This is a genomic window from Saccharopolyspora kobensis, from assembly GCF_900108315.1.
GTDB classification, from domain to species: domain Bacteria; phylum Actinomycetota; class Actinomycetes; order Mycobacteriales; family Pseudonocardiaceae; genus Saccharopolyspora; species Saccharopolyspora kobensis.
The window spans coordinates 57655-73511 of record NZ_FNVB01000009.1 but is presented as its reverse complement, the minus strand read 5'-3'; the positions used below and the strand labels follow the sequence as shown (position 1 = coordinate 73511).

The 15857-nt window shown below is 70.5% G+C and carries 12 protein-coding genes; 7 read left to right on the top strand and 5 right to left on the bottom strand.

Annotated elements, in window-relative coordinates:
- The first annotated feature begins 281 nt into the window (after positions 1-281).
- Positions 282-1487, top strand: coding sequence for a 2-deoxy-scyllo-inosose synthase (locus tag C4T78_RS37150; RefSeq protein WP_093351380.1), 1206 nt, complete (start codon positions 282-284; stop codon positions 1485-1487).
- Positions 1484-3100, top strand: a complete 1617-nt coding sequence (locus C4T78_RS27515) for an FAD-dependent oxidoreductase (protein WP_177247548.1) — start codon at positions 1484-1486, stop codon at positions 3098-3100. The genes C4T78_RS37150 and C4T78_RS27515 overlap by 4 nt, the downstream gene beginning before the upstream one ends.
- An 8-nt stretch (positions 3101-3108) precedes the next feature.
- Here the strand turns inward: C4T78_RS27515 and C4T78_RS27510 are convergent, their stop codons facing one another.
- Positions 3109-4005: a hypothetical protein gene (locus C4T78_RS27510; protein WP_093351375.1), complete on the bottom strand. Its 897-nt coding sequence runs from the start codon at positions 4003-4005 to the stop codon at positions 3109-3111.
- 37 nt (positions 4006-4042) lie between these two features.
- Positions 4043-5839, bottom strand: a complete 1797-nt coding sequence (locus C4T78_RS27505) for a hypothetical protein (protein ID WP_093351372.1) — start codon at positions 5837-5839, stop codon at positions 4043-4045.
- 498 nt (positions 5840-6337) lie between these two features.
- Between C4T78_RS27505 and C4T78_RS27500 the strand changes: the two genes are divergently transcribed.
- Complete coding sequence (locus C4T78_RS27500) at positions 6338-7810, top strand: NAD(P)/FAD-dependent oxidoreductase (RefSeq protein WP_093351369.1); 1473 nt, start codon at positions 6338-6340, stop codon at positions 7808-7810.
- A 59-nt stretch (positions 7811-7869) separates the two neighbouring features.
- Here C4T78_RS27500 and C4T78_RS27495 read toward each other — a convergent pair whose 3' ends face one another.
- Positions 7870-9744 carry a B12-binding domain-containing radical SAM protein gene (locus tag C4T78_RS27495; protein WP_093351367.1) on the bottom strand — a complete coding sequence of 625 codons (1875 nt, stop codon included), beginning with the start codon at positions 9742-9744 and terminating at the stop codon, positions 7870-7872.
- Between the two features lie 532 nt (positions 9745-10276).
- Here C4T78_RS27495 and C4T78_RS27490 point away from each other — a divergent pair.
- Entirely contained in the window at positions 10277-10708 is a 432-nt protein-coding gene (locus C4T78_RS27490; protein WP_093351364.1) for a PPOX class F420-dependent oxidoreductase, read from the top strand.
- 59 nt (positions 10709-10767) lie between these two features.
- On the opposite strand, the gene C4T78_RS27485 is transcribed toward C4T78_RS27490, so the two are convergent.
- On the bottom strand, positions 10768-11325 hold the full coding sequence (locus C4T78_RS27485; RefSeq protein WP_093351362.1) for a dihydrofolate reductase family protein: 558 nt from the start codon (positions 11323-11325) through the stop codon (positions 10768-10770).
- 293 nt (positions 11326-11618) lie between these two features.
- Between C4T78_RS27485 and C4T78_RS27480 the strand changes: the two genes are divergently transcribed.
- The 3 genes from C4T78_RS27480 to C4T78_RS27470 all read left to right on the top strand — a co-directional run bounded on the left by C4T78_RS27480 (position 11619) and on the right by C4T78_RS27470 (position 14830).
- Positions 11619-12692: a sensor histidine kinase gene (locus tag C4T78_RS27480; RefSeq protein ID WP_143185809.1), complete on the top strand. Its 1074-nt coding sequence runs from the start codon at positions 11619-11621 to the stop codon at positions 12690-12692.
- Complete coding sequence (locus C4T78_RS27475; protein ID WP_093351357.1) at positions 12689-13342, top strand: response regulator; 654 nt, start codon at positions 12689-12691, stop codon at positions 13340-13342. Before C4T78_RS27480 ends, C4T78_RS27475 begins: the two co-directional genes overlap by 4 nt.
- An 84-nt stretch (positions 13343-13426) precedes the next feature.
- Entirely contained in the window at positions 13427-14830 is a 1404-nt protein-coding gene (locus C4T78_RS27470) for an alpha/beta fold hydrolase (RefSeq protein WP_093351354.1), read from the top strand.
- On the opposite strand, the gene csb2 is transcribed toward C4T78_RS27470, so the two are convergent.
- Positions 14831-15508 (bottom strand): type I-G CRISPR-associated protein Csb2, encoded by a 678-nt coding sequence (csb2, locus tag C4T78_RS27465; protein ID WP_093351351.1) that lies wholly within the window; start codon positions 15506-15508, stop codon positions 14831-14833. It abuts the gene before it with no gap.
- Between the last annotated feature and the right edge of the window lie 349 nt (positions 15509-15857).

The window sequence follows — 15857 nt, the reverse complement described above, 5'->3', positions numbered from 1 at the left end:
CGAAGCCAACCTAACCGCTGCTGTGGCGGGTGTCCACAAGTTCTTCCGCACTCGGGCGAGGAAACCGCGAGGCGTCGGTGAAGTCGCAGCGCACCTGCCGACTTCGCGAAAACAGGTGTGAAACCGGCGTTTCGGTGGTTAATGTTGCGCATGTCGCCGCGACCACGGCCAACGCCGGTTCGCCGAGCAGCGGCTGGGACCGGCCTCCGGCAACGATCAGCGGGAAGAATTCCCCCAGGCCCAGCGGCCACGGGCGGGGATGGCCTGATGGGAGATGATCAGTGGCAGCTTCGGACAGTTCGACTCGGGACACCGACCACCTGTGGCAGTCCCGGCTCGTCCGGATCGGCGAGGCCGAATACCCCTACCACTACGGGGTCGACTGCCTCGACGAGATCGGGCAGGCGTTGTCCACAATGGATGCCGACCGGTTCGTCGTGGTCACCGACGACACCGTCCTCGCCCTGCACGGCGAGGCCCTGCTCTCCCGGCTCCGCCCGCTCGGACCGGTCGAGGTGTACAGCGGGCCGCCGGGCGAATCGCTCAAGTCCCCGTCGAACCTGACCGAGTGCGCCGAGTTCTGCCTGGCCAAGGGCGCCACCCGGCGCACCGTCATCGTCGCCTTCGGCGGCGGCGTCCCCGGCAACCTGGCCGGTCTCGTGGCCGCGCTGCTGTTCCGGGGCATCCGGCTGGTGCACGTCCCGACCACCACGGTCGCCGCGATGGACTCGACGCTGTCGATCAAGCAGGCCATCAACAGCAGTCTGGGCAAGAACCACCTGGGCACCTACCACTCGCCCGACGCGGTGTTCACCGACGTCCGGCTGCTGGCCACGCTGCCAGAGCGGGAGCTGCGCTCCGGGCTGTGCGAGGCGGCGAAGAACTGCCTGGCGATCCGCCCGGAGGCGATGACCCACCTGCGCGCCGTGGTCGACGAGGACCGCCTGTCCGACACGGACTCGATGCTGTGGCTGCTGGAGGAGAGCATCGCGGCCAAGATGGAGGTGACCGCGGAGGACACCGAGGAGCGGCGCAGGGGCCTGGTGCTCGAGTACGGGCACACCGTGGGCCACGCCGTCGAGCTGGCCGACCACCGGCGGCGCGGTTCGGAGGGCCTCTCGCACGGTGCGGCCATCGCGTTCGGCATGGTCGTCGCCGCGCACCTGTCCCGGCGTCTCGGCTGGCTGACCGACGCCGACGTCGCGCTGCACGAGGAGACCGCCGCCGCGCTCGGTGCTCCCACCAGAACGCCGGAATGGCTGTCCATCAGCGAGATCATGACCGTGGTCCGCGACGACAACAAGCGCGGTTACCTGCCGCCGTCGCCCGGTTCGCTGCCGCTGGTGCTGCTGCGGCAGCTCGGCGTGCCCGCCGGGGCGCCCGATCTCCCGCTGGTCATGGTGCGCCTCGACGAGGTCGAATCCGTGCTGCACGAGCTCATGTCCGCGCCTGCGGCACTCCGCACCACCCCGGCGGTGGTGCGGTGACGCGCCCGCAGCCCGACTACGGTCCGGCACCGAGCGAGAGCGATCTAGCCGGCGAGTACGACGTGTGCGTGGTCGGTAGCGGAGCGGCCGGAGCGACGGCCGCCTGGCTGCTCGCCCGGGCCGGGCTGTCGGTCGCGGTGGTGGAGCAGGGCGCGCACGTCACCGGCGCCACCTCCTACGGCAGCGTGCTGGCCGCGGCCGAAGCCGCCTGGGTCCGGCAGGAGAACGACACCTGGGCCAAGGTCGGCTACCCGTGGACCACGTGCAACGTCGGCGGCGGCACGGTCTTCTACGGCGGCGTGCTGTTCCGGAACCGGCCCGTCGACTTCGACCCGGAGACCGTGCTCGGCCGCGCCGAGCTGCCGCTGCGGTGGCCGTGGGACCCGTCCGAACTGGACCCCTACTACGCGGTGGTGGAGGACATCTCCGGAGTCGCCGGTGACGCCGACGCGGACCCGACGCTGCCGCCGCGCGGTCGGCCGTACCCGCTGCCCGCGGTACCGGTGACCGACGACGGCGCCGCGCTTCGCACCGCGGCGGCGGGCCTGGGCTGGCAGCCCTTCCCCACCCCGCTGGCCGTGAACACCCGCGCCTACGCCGGGCAATCCCAGTGCACCGCGGACGCTCCGTGCATCTGCCAGCGCTGCCCGATCGGCGCCAAGGGCGACAGCGCATCGCGCTTCCTGTTCCCCGCGGTCGACCTCGGAGCGCGGTTGTTCGCCGGGCTCAAGGCCGTTCGGCTGCTGCCCGGCGCGGGACGGCAGGCCGCCGCGCTGGAGTGCGTGCGGATGGACACCGGACGGCGCTACGAGTTCCGCGCGCGCCAGTTCCTGTTGTGCGCCAACGCGGTCCAGACCGCCGCGCTGCTGCTGCGATCGACCACCGACCGGCACCCGCAGGGCATGGGCAACACCCACGACCTCGTCGGCCGCGGCTTGTGCTTCAAGCTCGGCGAGTACCTGATCGGGTACCGGTACCTGGGCGGAACGGCTCGGCCGGAAAGCGAAGTGGCCGGGCTCGGCCCGTTCTCCACCTTCGCGGTGGCCGACCACTACCAGGACCCGGCCGCGCCCGGCGGGCTCGGCGGCCTGCTCTACGAGGCCCGGCCGATGCGTTCCTTCCGCAAGCGCACCACCGAGCAGTTCATCCGGATCGAGGCGCTGGTCCCCGACGAGCCCCAGCTGGCGAACCGCGTCCAGCTCGGCTCCGGTACCGACGCGCACGGGGTGCCCGACGTGGTGATGGACTACCAGGCCCACCCGCGCGACCTGGCCCGGCTGGACCACGTGCTGGCCAAGGGCACCGAACTGCTCACCGCGGCGGGGTGCGCGCAGGTGACGCGCGAGCCGTCCGGGTGGGCGCTGGGCAGCGGGCACCTGCACGGCACGTGCCGGATGGGCACCGACCCGGCGACCAGCGTGACGGACCCGGACGGGCGCCTCCACGACACCGAGAACGTCTACGTGGGCGACGGAGCGCTGCTCCCGTACCCGGGCGGGGCCAACCCGACGCTGACCATCCAGGCGGTCGCGCTGCGGATGGCCCGCCGGCTGCTCGCCGAGCGGTTCGGCATCACCGCGCCGCTGGTCGCCGAACCGGCGATGACCGGCTGAGGACCGGTTCAGCCCGCGTCGACCGGCTGCCAGCGCGCACCGAGGTAGTCGGCGACGCCGGGCAGCGGGCACACGGCGTACCGGTGGCAGCGGCCCTCCACCCGCACGCACCGCGTCGGGCTGCCCAGCCTCTCCGGGAGGTCCCGGTAGACGCGGCGCACCACGTGGCCGTTCGCGGACTCCTCCGGTTCCAGGTCGAAGCGGAGGAGTCCGAGTTCGCGCAGCCCGGGTTCGCGGCGTGCCCAGGCGAGCACCGCGCCGAACATGATCTGGATCCAGTAGCGCTGGAACGTGCGCCGCAGCACCGGAACGTGGTCGCGGTAGCGGTCGTCGGGTGCGCGCACCTCGACCTCGTCACCGATCCGCACCTCGGTCTCCCCGCCGCGCCCCTGGAACAGGTAGGTGTACCGGACCGCGAGGTCGCTCTGCACGCCCGCCAGGTACAGCGCCGAGTCGTGGTGGACGCCGTAGGCGTAACCGAGGAAGCCCGGGCGGCCGGCGTCCATGAAGTTCCAGTCGGCGGCTTCGAACATCCCCTGCGGCAGCAGGGTTTCGTCGTCGAGGTAGCACCGCAGGGTGACCGGCCTGCCGAACCTCGGGTACCGGTCGCCCTGCACGTCGTCGCAGGTGCCCGCCATCGCCACGACCGAGAACGGCACGCCGCGGTAGCGGAACCGCACCGGATCGGCCAGCGGCGCGGTCTCGTTGAAGGAGCGCAGCAGGCGCCCCAGCGGGATTCCCATGCTCGCCGCGATGTCCTCGCGCGGGGTCGGGTCGGTGAGCCACCGGGTCAGCAGCTCCCGGCGGTCGGCCAGCACCGGGTTGTCGTACACCCAGTCCCGCAGGAAGTCGGCGTCCGGCGGGGTGACCACGTCCGCGCACGAGTGGACGTAGCTGTCGAGCATGGGATTGCCCCTCCACGGGTTTCGTTGCCGGGTGCGCTCAGCTTTCGACCAGCATGGCGTCCGCCTCGCGCTTCGCCGGAGCGGGCTGATCGGCGGCGTCCGCCTTGGCCGGGACGGGCGCCCGACCGTTCCGCTGCTTCCGGCGCTGCTCCGGGTGCAGCGGGTGCGGCGGCCGCAGCGGCTGGGTGCCGAGTCGTCCGATGTGGACGATCAGCCGGTTCCAGTCGGCGAGGTCCAGCGACACCAGGAAGTCCCGGTGCTCGCGGGCGGCCTCCATCAGCTCGAAGCACTCCGGCTCGAACCCGCGCGGGTTGGCCATGCTGAACTCGACCGCGCTGACCCGGATCCACTCCTCGGTGTCGAGGCGGATGCCCTCGGCCAGCCGGCGAATCGCGCGGCCCGGCACCACGCCGTGCCGCCGGTCGATCCAGTACCGCAGCACCCGGGCGCTGTGGCAGATCATCCCGGTCACCGACACGCCGTTGTTCAGGAAGTGCCCGGTGCCGAAGGTGTTGCTCGCGACGATCCCGTTGACCGCGATCTGGGCGTCGACGCCGATGCGCGCGGCGACGGTGACCAGCTTCGGGCCGTAGAACGTGTTGATCCCGGTCAGCTTCTCCCGGGGCATCTCCAGCAGTTCCTCGGCGTGGTCGAAGAAGAAGTCGTAGAGCAGCTGCTGGTAGGCGGCGAAGTAGTCGGGCGATTCCCGGTCGGTGCCCTCCGGAAGCACGCCTTCCTCGACCGGGTCGAAGGACTTGAACGCGGGGACCTGGAGCATGATCCAGCCGACCTCGGGGTCGTCCTCCTGCCCGATGGCCATCTGGCGCACCCAGTACTCGTCGCCGTCCTCGTCGAAGACCGTGGTGATCCGCCGCCGCGACCGGCCTTCGACGAAGGTGTTCAGCAGGCAGGCCACGTAGTCGGACTGCGCGGGGACCGGCCCGCGCCCGTCGCCGTAGTCGATGCCGACCGGGTTCGACCGGAATCCCAGCTTCGCCGCGTCGTCGCTGTCGACGCCCTGCGCGACCGAGAACAGCTCCGGCACGCCGAGGTCGATCGGCTCGGTGCCGGGCTGCCGCCGGTAGATGAACTTCTGCTTGTAGTCCAGCTCCTGCACGGCCTCGATGATCACGCGACGCCTGCCGTCGGGCTCCTCGACGAAGCCGCCGTCGGGCACCACCTGGTGGTGGGTGAACAGCCGCACGCGCGGCGTGCCCGAGTCCTTGGCCAGGTCCATCTCCTCGATGGTCTCGAGGTAGCGGCGCAGCAGGATCAGCAGTTCGGTCGCGGGCAGCTGGAACGGGAACTCGCCGCAGAGGATCTTGGCCACGTCGGACCGGATGGCGCTCGGGTCCGGCGTGACCGGCACCTCCGCGGGCGGTTGCACGGTGACCACCCGCTGCGGGCGGCCGGCGACCCAGCGGTCGTCGATGTGCTCGACGTGCTCGAGCCTGCCCGCCAGGCAGCCGCTGGACTCGAAGCCGCTCACGATCTCGTCGGCGAAGACGCTCTTGGCCTCGGCTTCCGGGTCGTAGAAGCACGAGGCCAGCCGGAACACCCGGCCGTCGCGGAAGCGGGGCAGGCCCTCCTCGCCGTAGGTCCGCAGCATCAGGCTGTCGATCAGCCCCAGCTGGTGGAAGGTGTCCGCGGCGATGTTCCAGGACTCGCCGGGAGGCGGGTCACCGCGCCGTTCCACCCCCACCGCGCGGCCGCCCATGGCGACGGTCCACAGCATCGACATCATGTTGGTCGCGCCCAGGCCGAGTGCCAGGAAGTCCGGGTCCGCCACGCCGCGCAGGTCGTCCCAATCGGCGAACACGCGTTGATCGGTCAAGTGCGAAAGGGGCATAGGCTACCTCCTGATCGCGCGATCGTCCATTGTAGACCTCAAGGCGAAAGAGACCGGAACGGACGGAAGTCACGGAGCGATGATACCCGCTGGTGGGCCGGAAAAGCCTGATTTCGCAGCAACAACCGACGGTCACCGCCGATTCCGCTGCGTCACGAAGCAACGCGGTGGCCCCGCCCCGGCGCGGTCGGTCCCGCGCGCGGCGCGGACGTCCGATCGGGAAGCCCCCGCTGTCCACCTCACACCCCTATGACGAGCGGGCGCGCGCGATGGTTCCCGGTTTCCCGCGAAATTTCCGCCGAATCCGCGGCGATGCGGTTTTCCCGGAAGAGCGCTGGATTCTCCGTCATACGTGTGGACGCACCCCGAGCGAGCGGCTACCGTGTCCGCAACACGCCTCGCTGATCGACGGGCGAGGACCGCTGCGCACGGCTGGGGTGCGAGTGCGCGGCTCTTCACACTCTTCTTCCTCCGAGGACGCAGATGCCAATTTCAGCGACCGGTAACACTTCGGTGCCCGCCACCGATCAGGCTTTCGACGTCATCGTCATCGGCAACGGTGCCCTGGGACTGTCACTCGGCCTCGTGCTCGCCCGCCGCGGCACGAAGGTCGCGGTCGTCGGTGAAGCGCGGCGCCCGTGGGCGGCTTCGGCCGCGGCGGGTGCCATGAATGGCTGCTTCGGCGAGGTGACACCGGATCTGATGGCCAGCGCCCACGGCCGGGCCAAGCTCGCCATGGACGTGCGCGCCACCGAGATGTGGAACTCGTGGGAGCAGCTGCTCGTCGAGGAATCCGACGAGAGCGCCATCCGCAGCGCGCACGGCACGGTGGTCATCCTCAACTCGATCGGCGTGCCGCAGATCGACAACGGCGGCTACACCGCGATCCGCCAGGCGCTCGACGAGTACAAGGAACCGTACGAGGACCTCGATCCGGAGGCCATCGACTGGCTGGAACCGGCCCCGACCTCCCGCCCGCTCCAGGCGATGTTCATCCCGGGCGAGCACGCCGTGAACCCGGCGGCGCTGCTGCGCGCGCTGGCCACCGCCTTCAGCCGGGCCGGCGGTGTGCTGGTCGACGAGCTCATCACCGAACTGCGGATCTCCGGCGACCGGATCGACGGGGTCTCCCTCGCCTCCGGTGCGGCGCTCTCCGCCCCGGACGTGGTCGTCGCGGCCGGCGCCAACTCGCACAACCTGCTCTCGGCGCTGCCCGCCGAACTGCGCAACCGGATTCCCGGGATGGTCGCGGGCAACGGCGTTTCGCTGCTGGTCGAGACCGAAGGCGGCAACACGCCGCGCAGCGTGATCCGCACCCCGAACCGGTCCTTCGCCTGCGGTCTGCACGTGGTGCCCCGCGCGCAGGGCCAGATCTACCTCGGCGCCACCAACGTGGTCAGCCCGAAGATGCGCACCACGGCGGCGATCGACGAGCTGAACCTGCTGCTGGCCTGCACCCGGCAGTTGCGCACCGACCTGGTGTCGGGCCGCATCGAGCAGATCCAGGTGGGCAACCGGCCGGTCCCGCTGGACGGCTTCCCGCTGCTGGGCGAGGCGGGCGTGGCCGGGCTGTGGTTGATGACCGGGACCTACCGCGACGGCCTGCACCAGTCGCCGATGCTGGCGCACGAGTTCGCCGCGCGGATCCTCGGCGAGCCGTACAACACCGAACTGGACGTCTTCACCCCGGTGCGCAACCCGATCGAGGCCATGAGCCGCGAGCAGACCGTGGAGACCGCGGTCATCCACACGCTCGCGACCGGCTACGAGTTCAACTGGGTGGTGCCGGACGACTGGCCGCCGCTGATCGAGGAGCAGCTGCGCGACATGTTCAGCAAGCTGCTCGACGAGATCGACCCGGAGTTCACCCCGCCGCCGGAGATGCTGGCCTCGATGGAGCCCGAGATCCACGACGCGCTGCGCACCTACTACGCGGCCTGCCGCGCCGCGTCCTGATCGACGAGCGGAAGGAGGGCGAGGGCCGGTCGACCGGCCCTCGCCCTCCTCGTGCGCGTTCAGTCCGCGGTCAGCGGTTCCGGCTGCTCATCGCGCGCCTCGGCCACCGCGTCCCGCAGCTCGGCCAGGAACACCTTGTGGATGTCGGTGAACACCGGCGCGACCTGGTCGGCGACCAGGGTGAAGCGGCAGCACCCCGCGCTGTCCTTGCCCGGCAGCTGCTGCGCCCGGTGCGGCACGCCGGTGTAGAGGCTGGCCGCGGCGGCCAGCACATCACCGGTGAACGTGCACAGGCCCTCGGGCTGCGGCTTGTCGGCGAGGTGCTGCATGGCGTCGAAGCATCCCTCGGGGTGCACGGTGATCCGGTTGCCCTCCACCGCCACCGGGACCGCGGGCACCTCGAGCCCGCCGTCCGGGCCGAAGAGGTCGGTGCTGTGCGCGAGCAACCGGTCCAGCGCCTGGTCCAGCGGCAGCTCGGCGAGCTCCCGCCGGTGATCGGTGCCTTCGAGGACGTACCGGGGCCACTGCGCCATCGCCTGGGTGCACACCCACGCCCAGTACAGCTCCTCCGGGCCGAGCTGGTCCGACCCGATGGCGAAGTTGAACTGGTCGTAGAGCGCCAGCTCGGTGTCGTGGGTGATCAGCCCGTTTCCCAGGCACTGCTGGAAGTCCGGGGACCCGGGGATGGGGTAGAACGGGTTGGTCCAGAACCGGACGCCGACGAGCATCAGGTTGATCGAGTCGCGGGCCAGTTCCGCGCAGCTCTGGCCGAGCAGGCCGACGATGAGCGACGCGCCCACGTCGATTCCCTGGTCGGTGAACAGGTTCGCGCCGTTGTGCACCTTCTCCAGCGAGGTGAAGCCCTTGCGGATCTTGCGCAGCCGCGCCACGTCGGTGGTCTCCAGCCCGAGGAAGAGGCTGCGGAACCCGGCGCCTGCCATGTCCCGGACGAGTTCATCGTTCAACTTCACCACGGTCATGCCGTTGGGCAGGTGCAGTTCGATGTCCAGGCCGCGCTGCTGCACCGCCTGGCAGAGTTCGTGCACCCGCGGGATGTCGAAGGTGAAGTTGTCGTCCTCGATGAAGAACCGGCGGATCCCGTGCTCGTTGACGTAGTGCTCGATCTCCTGGATCACGTTCTCCGGCGCCCGGGTGCGGAACTTCTTGCCGACCGTGGCGTGGACGGTGCAGAACGAGCAGGAGAACGGGCAACCGCGACTGGTGATCAGCGTGGCCGTGGAGTCGTAGCTGGCCATGTCCAGCAGGTGCACCGCGGGCATCGGGAGCCCGTCGAGGTCTTCGAGGAAGGTCGCGCGCGGTTGCAGGTGGACGCGCGGCCCCGGCTCGGCGCAGTCGCACAGACCGGTGCCGCAGCGGTAGGCGACACCGGGCATCCCGGTCAGCGGTTCGCCGGTGACCAGGGCGCGCACGATGTCGACGACGTTGCTCTCCGCCTCCCCCAGCACCAGCGCGTCGAAGGCGGTCTCGGTGATGGCGTGGTGGTGGGCGACGGTCGGGTGCTGCCCACCGAGGATGATCTTGGTGTCCGGCGAGATCTCCTTGACCAGGCGGGCGATCTGGTAAGCGGGCTCGTAGTACGGCGTGAACATGCAGGAGACGCCGACGAGGTCGTAGTGCGTGGAGCGCAGCTTCTCGGTGATCCGCTCCCAGGTGGCTCCCCAGTGCACCAGGTGGCCCCACCGCGGGTGGGCGGCCAGCTTCGCGCGGTCCGCGTCGGTGTACTCCTCGGGCGGGACGACGTGGTTGTCCTCCGCGTAGGCCAGCGAGTCGAAGATGTCGACTTCCATGCCGGCCTCGCCCAGCTGCGCGGCCAAGTAGGCCAGTCCGATCGGCATGTGCCTGCCGATTTCCACCATGCAGGAACGGATCGGGGGTTTGATCAACAGGATGCGCACTTCGTCCCTCGTTTCCATGCTGGTTCCGGTCAGGCCGAACCCCCTGGCTCAGCAAGTGATCGGATAAGAAGTTCCCCTCGGGGCAGCGTAGAGAACGAAACATGCGCGATCAACGCCGATTTCGAGAATTCGGTGCGGCCCACGGGTTTTCGCGAAATGGCGCAGAGTACACGAATTCCCGGCCGCCCAACTGGTCCGGATGCAGCAATCCATGATGGATGGACGGCGGAGCCTAAGTGGACTGAAGAACATTTTCGCACGCTCGGTGCGCGCCCCCGGCAGACCGTCGCGAACGCTCGCGGCGCCCCGGCGCCGAGGAGCAGGGCCGCGCTGGAACCTGCGCTGACCGCCGCGGTGCGCGGTCGATCTCGTGCTGACCAGCAACAGCATCGCGCGGCAGTCGACCTCGCCGCGCGTTCCGCTTCCGGACTGCGGAACATCTCGTCCGCGGGACGGGTTCGGGTTATCGGCACCTGCCGAGCTCGACCGAGCGCAGCAGCGAGTGCTGAGCGATGGTCGAGCTGTTCCGCAAGCTTCCAGGAGGACGATCATGACCGCTTCCGCGTTCAACCCGCACGAGCTGCTCGCGGCGAGCCGGCTCGGCGTGCTCGCCACGATCAAGTCGAACGGCATGCCGCAGCTCTCCCCCGTCCAGCCGCACTACGACCAGCAGTCCGGGGTCCTGCGCATCTCGACGTCCGAGGGGCTGGCCAAGACCGCGAACCTGCGGCGGGATCCGCGGGCGGCGCTGGAGGTCACCAGCTCCGACGGGTACTCGTGGGCCACCGCCGAAGGCCCGGTGACGCTGACCGGCCCGGGCACCGATCCGCACGGCCCCGAGGTCGCGGCCCTGGTGGACTACTACCGGGCAGCGGCGGGCGAGCACCCGGACTGGGCGGAGTACCGATCGGTGATGGTGGCCGACCGCCGGGTTCTCATCACCATGGCGGTCGAGCGCGTGTACGGCGCCACGATCCGCTGACCAGCGCGTACCTCCACCAGGATCTCCGGCGGCCGCCCGGCAGGCCGCCGGAGTTGCGGCTACCGGACGGCGTAGGTGAGCTGGACCATGCCGTTGCCGAAGCGGCGTTCCCGCTCCAGGGAGAGGTCGAGCCGCAGGCCGTCGGGCAGGACCGGCGCCCCGCCGCCGACGATGGCGGGGCAGATCAGGATCTCCACCACGTCGACCAGGCCCAGGCGGAGCGCGCTGTGCGCCAGGGTCGGACCTTCGACCGTCAGATCACCGGTCGCCTCGTCCCTCGCCCGCTCCACCACCTCGGCCGTCAGCTCCCGCTCCAGCCTGGTGCGCTTCGTCCGGACCTCGGTCAGCGTCTTCGAGAAGACGATCTTCTCCGCCGCCTGCCACGCGGTCGCCCACCGCGCCGATTCGGGCGTCTGGGCGGCGAAGGCGGGATCGGTCTCCCAGCCCGCCATCGTCTCGTACATCCGCCGCCCGTAGAGGTAGGTGCTCACCGCGCCGATGTCCGCGGTGAGCGCCGCGATGACCTCTTCGCCCGGGTACGCCCAGGAGAAGTCGCCCTGGGCGTCGGTGTTGTAGCCGTCCAGCGAGGAGGCGACCGAGTAGATGACGCGGGACATGACGTGCCCTTCCTGCCGAGGTTCTCCGGAGTGGACCGCGGGGAAGGCCGAAACTAATCGGTCGGAGCGACTCCAGCGCGGCGCCGCTCCGACCGCCGCAGGTGCGAACCCTCGCGTCCCGCTTGCCGACCACCTTCCGTTTCCGCTGGTCAGGGCCCGTGAGTACTTTGAGGTGCTATAGCCCCACAAAACACTCACGGGCCACTACCAGCGGAAATGGAGCCGCAGAGGGTGACTCGCGCGTATCCCGTCCGGCAGACGTGCGCGGTGGCGAGTTCGGCGATGCTGGCGGGATGCGTGATGTTGTGCGCTGGTGGCGGCGGTTGGCCGATCGCGCCCAGGACGCTCTGCTCGCGGCACTGGCCGCCGCGCTCTCGCTCTGCCTTCCGGTGCTCGACTCCTCGGCCGCCGGCGAGCTGGGGCCGGTGTGGGTGCTGCTCGTGCTCGGTGCGTGCGCGCCGCTGGCCCTCCGCCGGCGCTTGCCGCTGACCGCCGCAGCCGCTTCCGCCGGTGTGGTCAGCATCGGTGTGGTGCTGGGCCAGCCGCAGGCGGGAGTGGTGGTGGCGCTGGCGGCGATCGGTTCGGCGGCCTACCACCGGGAGGACCGCTGGCCGGTGCTCGCCCTCGGCTCGGCGATCTGGATGCTGTTCAACATCGTGCTGGCCTACGAACCGCTGCAACCGCTGGACCTGCTCGCGGTGCCGGGAACCGCGGTCGCGCCCGTCGCGCTCGGATACGCGCTGCGGTTGCAGAAGAGCCGCGCCGAGCAGCTCGCACGTCTGCGGGAGGCCCAGGTCAGGCAGGTGTGGGCGGAGGAACGCGCGCAGCTGGCCCGCGATGTGCACGACGTCGTCGGGCACCACCTCAGCGCGATCCGGATGCAGGCCGTCGGTTCGCGGAAGGCCCTCGCCGGGACCGAGGCGGACGCCGTGCTGACCACCATCGCGACGCTGTCCGCCGAAGCGCTGCAGGAGATCCGCCGGCTCCTGGACGACAGCGAGAAACCGCCCGACCTGGAGGCCCTCGTGGCCAGGCTGCCCGGCCGGATCGACGTGCGCGGCGCGCTCCCCGCAGATCTGCCCCGCGACGTGCGGCACTGCGCTTACCGCGTCGTGCAGGAGGCGCTGACGAACGTGACCAGGCATTCCAGCGCCGAGGAGGCCGAAGTGCGGATCGCCGACGACGAGGAACACCTGGTGATCACAGTGGACGATCAGGGCCACGGCGTGCCGGGCCCCGCTGGACGCGGCTTGCGCGGCATGCGGGAACGTGTGGAATCGCTCGGCGGCAGCTTCGCCGCGGGCCCGCGCGAACCGCGCGGCTGGCGGGTGCGCGCCCGGATCCCGACACGCGGAGGAGCGCGATGACCAGGGTGCTGATCGCGGACGACCAGGCACCGACCCGCGACGGGCTCCGCATGCTGCTGACCGGCGAGCCCGGCATCGAGGTGATCGGGGCGGCCGTGGACGGTGCCGATCTCGTCGCGCTGGCCGAGCGGCGCGAGCCCGACGTGGTGCTCACCGACATCCGGATGCCGCGCATGGACGGGCTGGCCGCGATCCGGCACCTGATGTCGCTCGCACCGCCTCCGGCCGTCATCGCGCTGACCACGTTCGACCTGGACGAGTACCTGTTCGGCGCGTTGCAGGCGGGCGCGGTCGGGTTCCTGCTCAAGGACAGCGACCCGGCGCTGTTCGTCGATGCGATCCGGGCCGCGGAGCGCGGCCAGGGGCTGATCGATCCGCAGGTGACCCGGCGCCTGGTGCACCGCTTCGCCGCCACCTCGCCGCGACCGGCGACGGCGGAGCTCGACGAGCTGACCGCGCGGGAGCGCGAGGTGCTGGTCGAGCTGGCCCGCGGGCTCAGCAACGCGGAGATCGCCGGCGTCCTCCACATCGCGCCGGGCACGGTCAAGATCCACGTGGCGCGCATCCTCGCCAAGCTCGGCCTGGCGACCCGCGTGCAGGCGGTGATCTACGCGCACCGGCACGGCGTGGTCACGTGGGACGACGCGTGAAGATATGCCCCGCGGCAGATGCCCGCACCCGCACACCGCACCTAACTTCGTTCCCGATCACGAAAACACTTGGGAGCGAAGGAAATGAAAAGAGCGATCACCGTCGTGGCGGCAGCCCTCTGCTTGTCCGGATGCGCAACGGCGACGGCGGAACGGCAACTGGCGTGGCAACCGTGCGCGGGTGAGGACGACCCGGGCGGCTACGAGTGCGCGGAGGTGGAGGTCCCGGTCGACTGGGACGCCCCGCACGGCGCGAAGCTGTCACTGCGGATAGCGCGCCTGCCCAGCACCGACCCGGCGCAACGCATCGGATCGGTGGTGTTCAACCCCGGCGGCCCAGGGGCGTCCGGCATCGAGGACCTCAAGGCCGGTGCCGACAACGTGGCCGAGCTGCGGACCCGGTTCGACGTGGTGACCTGGGAGCCCCGCGGCTCGTGGCCCACCTGGAGCCAGGCGCAGGAAGAGGCCTGCGTCATGACCGGGCCGGAATTCACCTTTCCCCGCAGCCAAGCCGAATTCGACGCCAAAGCAGCGGAGAACGCGGCACAGGCCGACCGGTGCCGCGAGCTCGCGCCCGGGCTCTACGACAACATGGACTCCGCCTCGCACGCCCGGGATCTCGACGCGATCCGCGAGGCGCTCGGCGAGGAGGAGCTGAACTACTTCGGCCAGTCCTACGGCGGCGTGATCGGCGTGTCCTACGCGCGGCTGTTCCCGCAGCAGGTGCGCACGATGTTCCTGGACAGCATCGTCAACCACACAGCGTCGGACGAGCGCGCGGACGAACTGCGAGCTCTGGAGCGCACGGACCTGTTCAACCGCTTCGTGGACTGGTGCGGCGAGACGGAGAGCTGCAGCATGCGCGGTGAGGACGTGCGCGCGGTGTGGCGCGACTTGCTCGTCGAGGCCGACCGCGCCCCCATCCCGGTCGCGGGCACCGAGCTCGCCTACAGCGCCTTCGACCTGGAGAACGCGATGCAGCCGTTCCTCGGCGTGAGCCGCTACACCGAGCTCGACCAGGCGATCGCGGCGGCCCGCAACGGCGACGCGACGGTCTTCACGATGCCGTCCCAGGGGCGGAAACCGTGGCACCCCAACGCAATGCTCGCAACCCAGTGCGCCGACGGCTTCACCTACCGCACCTACGAGGACTTCGAAGCCGCTGCGGAACGCGCCCGCCGCCTGACCCCGGACTTCCCGCACGCCCTCCCGGGCCTCCAGACGACGTGCCTCGGCTGGGAGGTCACCAACCCGCGCGGCCCGCTGGACGGCGAGAACCTGCCGCCGATCCTCGGCGCGTCCGGGGCGAACGAGCTCCTGACGACCCGCGAGGTGGTGTCCCACGTGCCCGGTTCGACGGTGATCGAGTTCCCCGGCGTCTACCACGGCCTCTACATGGCGGCGGGCAACCGCTGCGTGATCGACCACGTGAACCGCTACTTCACGGACGCGACCCTCCCGCCGGAGGGCACTGTCTGCGAAGCCTGATCAGGGGCGAGGCGCGCAGAGCCCCATCCCGAGGTAGCGCTGCGCGCCGAGCAGCACCGGCCCGTGCACCGGTGTCGGGAACTCCAGCAGGACGTGCATGAACGGTCGCGGCCCCTTCTCCTGACGGGCGAGGTCACGCCGCCCGAGGAACGCGCCGCCGCGCAGCATCGGATCTCGCCCGGCGGTGACCGACGTCGGCTCGGGCAGACCGGCGCGCAGGCAGGCGCGGCCGATCTCGGCCTCTTCCTCGCTCCGCCCGGAGAACCGGTCGAGCACCATCGGCGTCACGCTGGCCCACCGCCGCGACCGCCGAAGCCACCACTGCGCGTCCAGCGGCGTCCCCACAACACTGCGCCGCTTCAGCCGCAAATGCGCACCGGACAGCCGGAGCTCGAAGCCCGCCGCCAGCGCAGAGCCGACGGCAGCATCCAGATCCGCCCGTTCCTCGGGAACCAGCACCCCCACGCCGAGCACATCGCCGGTGGCGTCGGAATGCCCGGCGTCGATCAGCGGCAGATAAGCGACGTGCGGCTTCCCATCGGCGCCGTGCCCGCTGATCTCCGGAGGAATCGGATCGGCCACCCGACTCATCACGGTCTTCCGCAGGCACACGGCGACAGCGCCGGCCATCCGCCCCCGAACCGAGATGTGCTGCGGAAACGCGTACGTCGCGATCACACCGAACCACCTCGGAATCCCAGAGCGCAGCGTCGCCGATCACTTCCCGGAGCCAAGCTAGCACCACTCGGCGCGCGCAGAATGGCACTCGGCAAGATCACGACAAATCACGCGAGATCGATGTCGAGAACACCGAAACGGCAACACCGGCACCACATCTTCAGAACTGCGCGAACTAAAGCGGTTAATCGGCAACGACCTTCAGAGAAACAAGAAAGAGCAGTCCGCGGTTACCACTCGAGCATTCGCCTTCTGGTTCCGCACGCGTTCTTACCAGCAGCGCCTGCCGGTGGGCACAACACCCGTACCCACCGCTTTCCGGAACAGGCACCCGCCCGCCCACCGGACG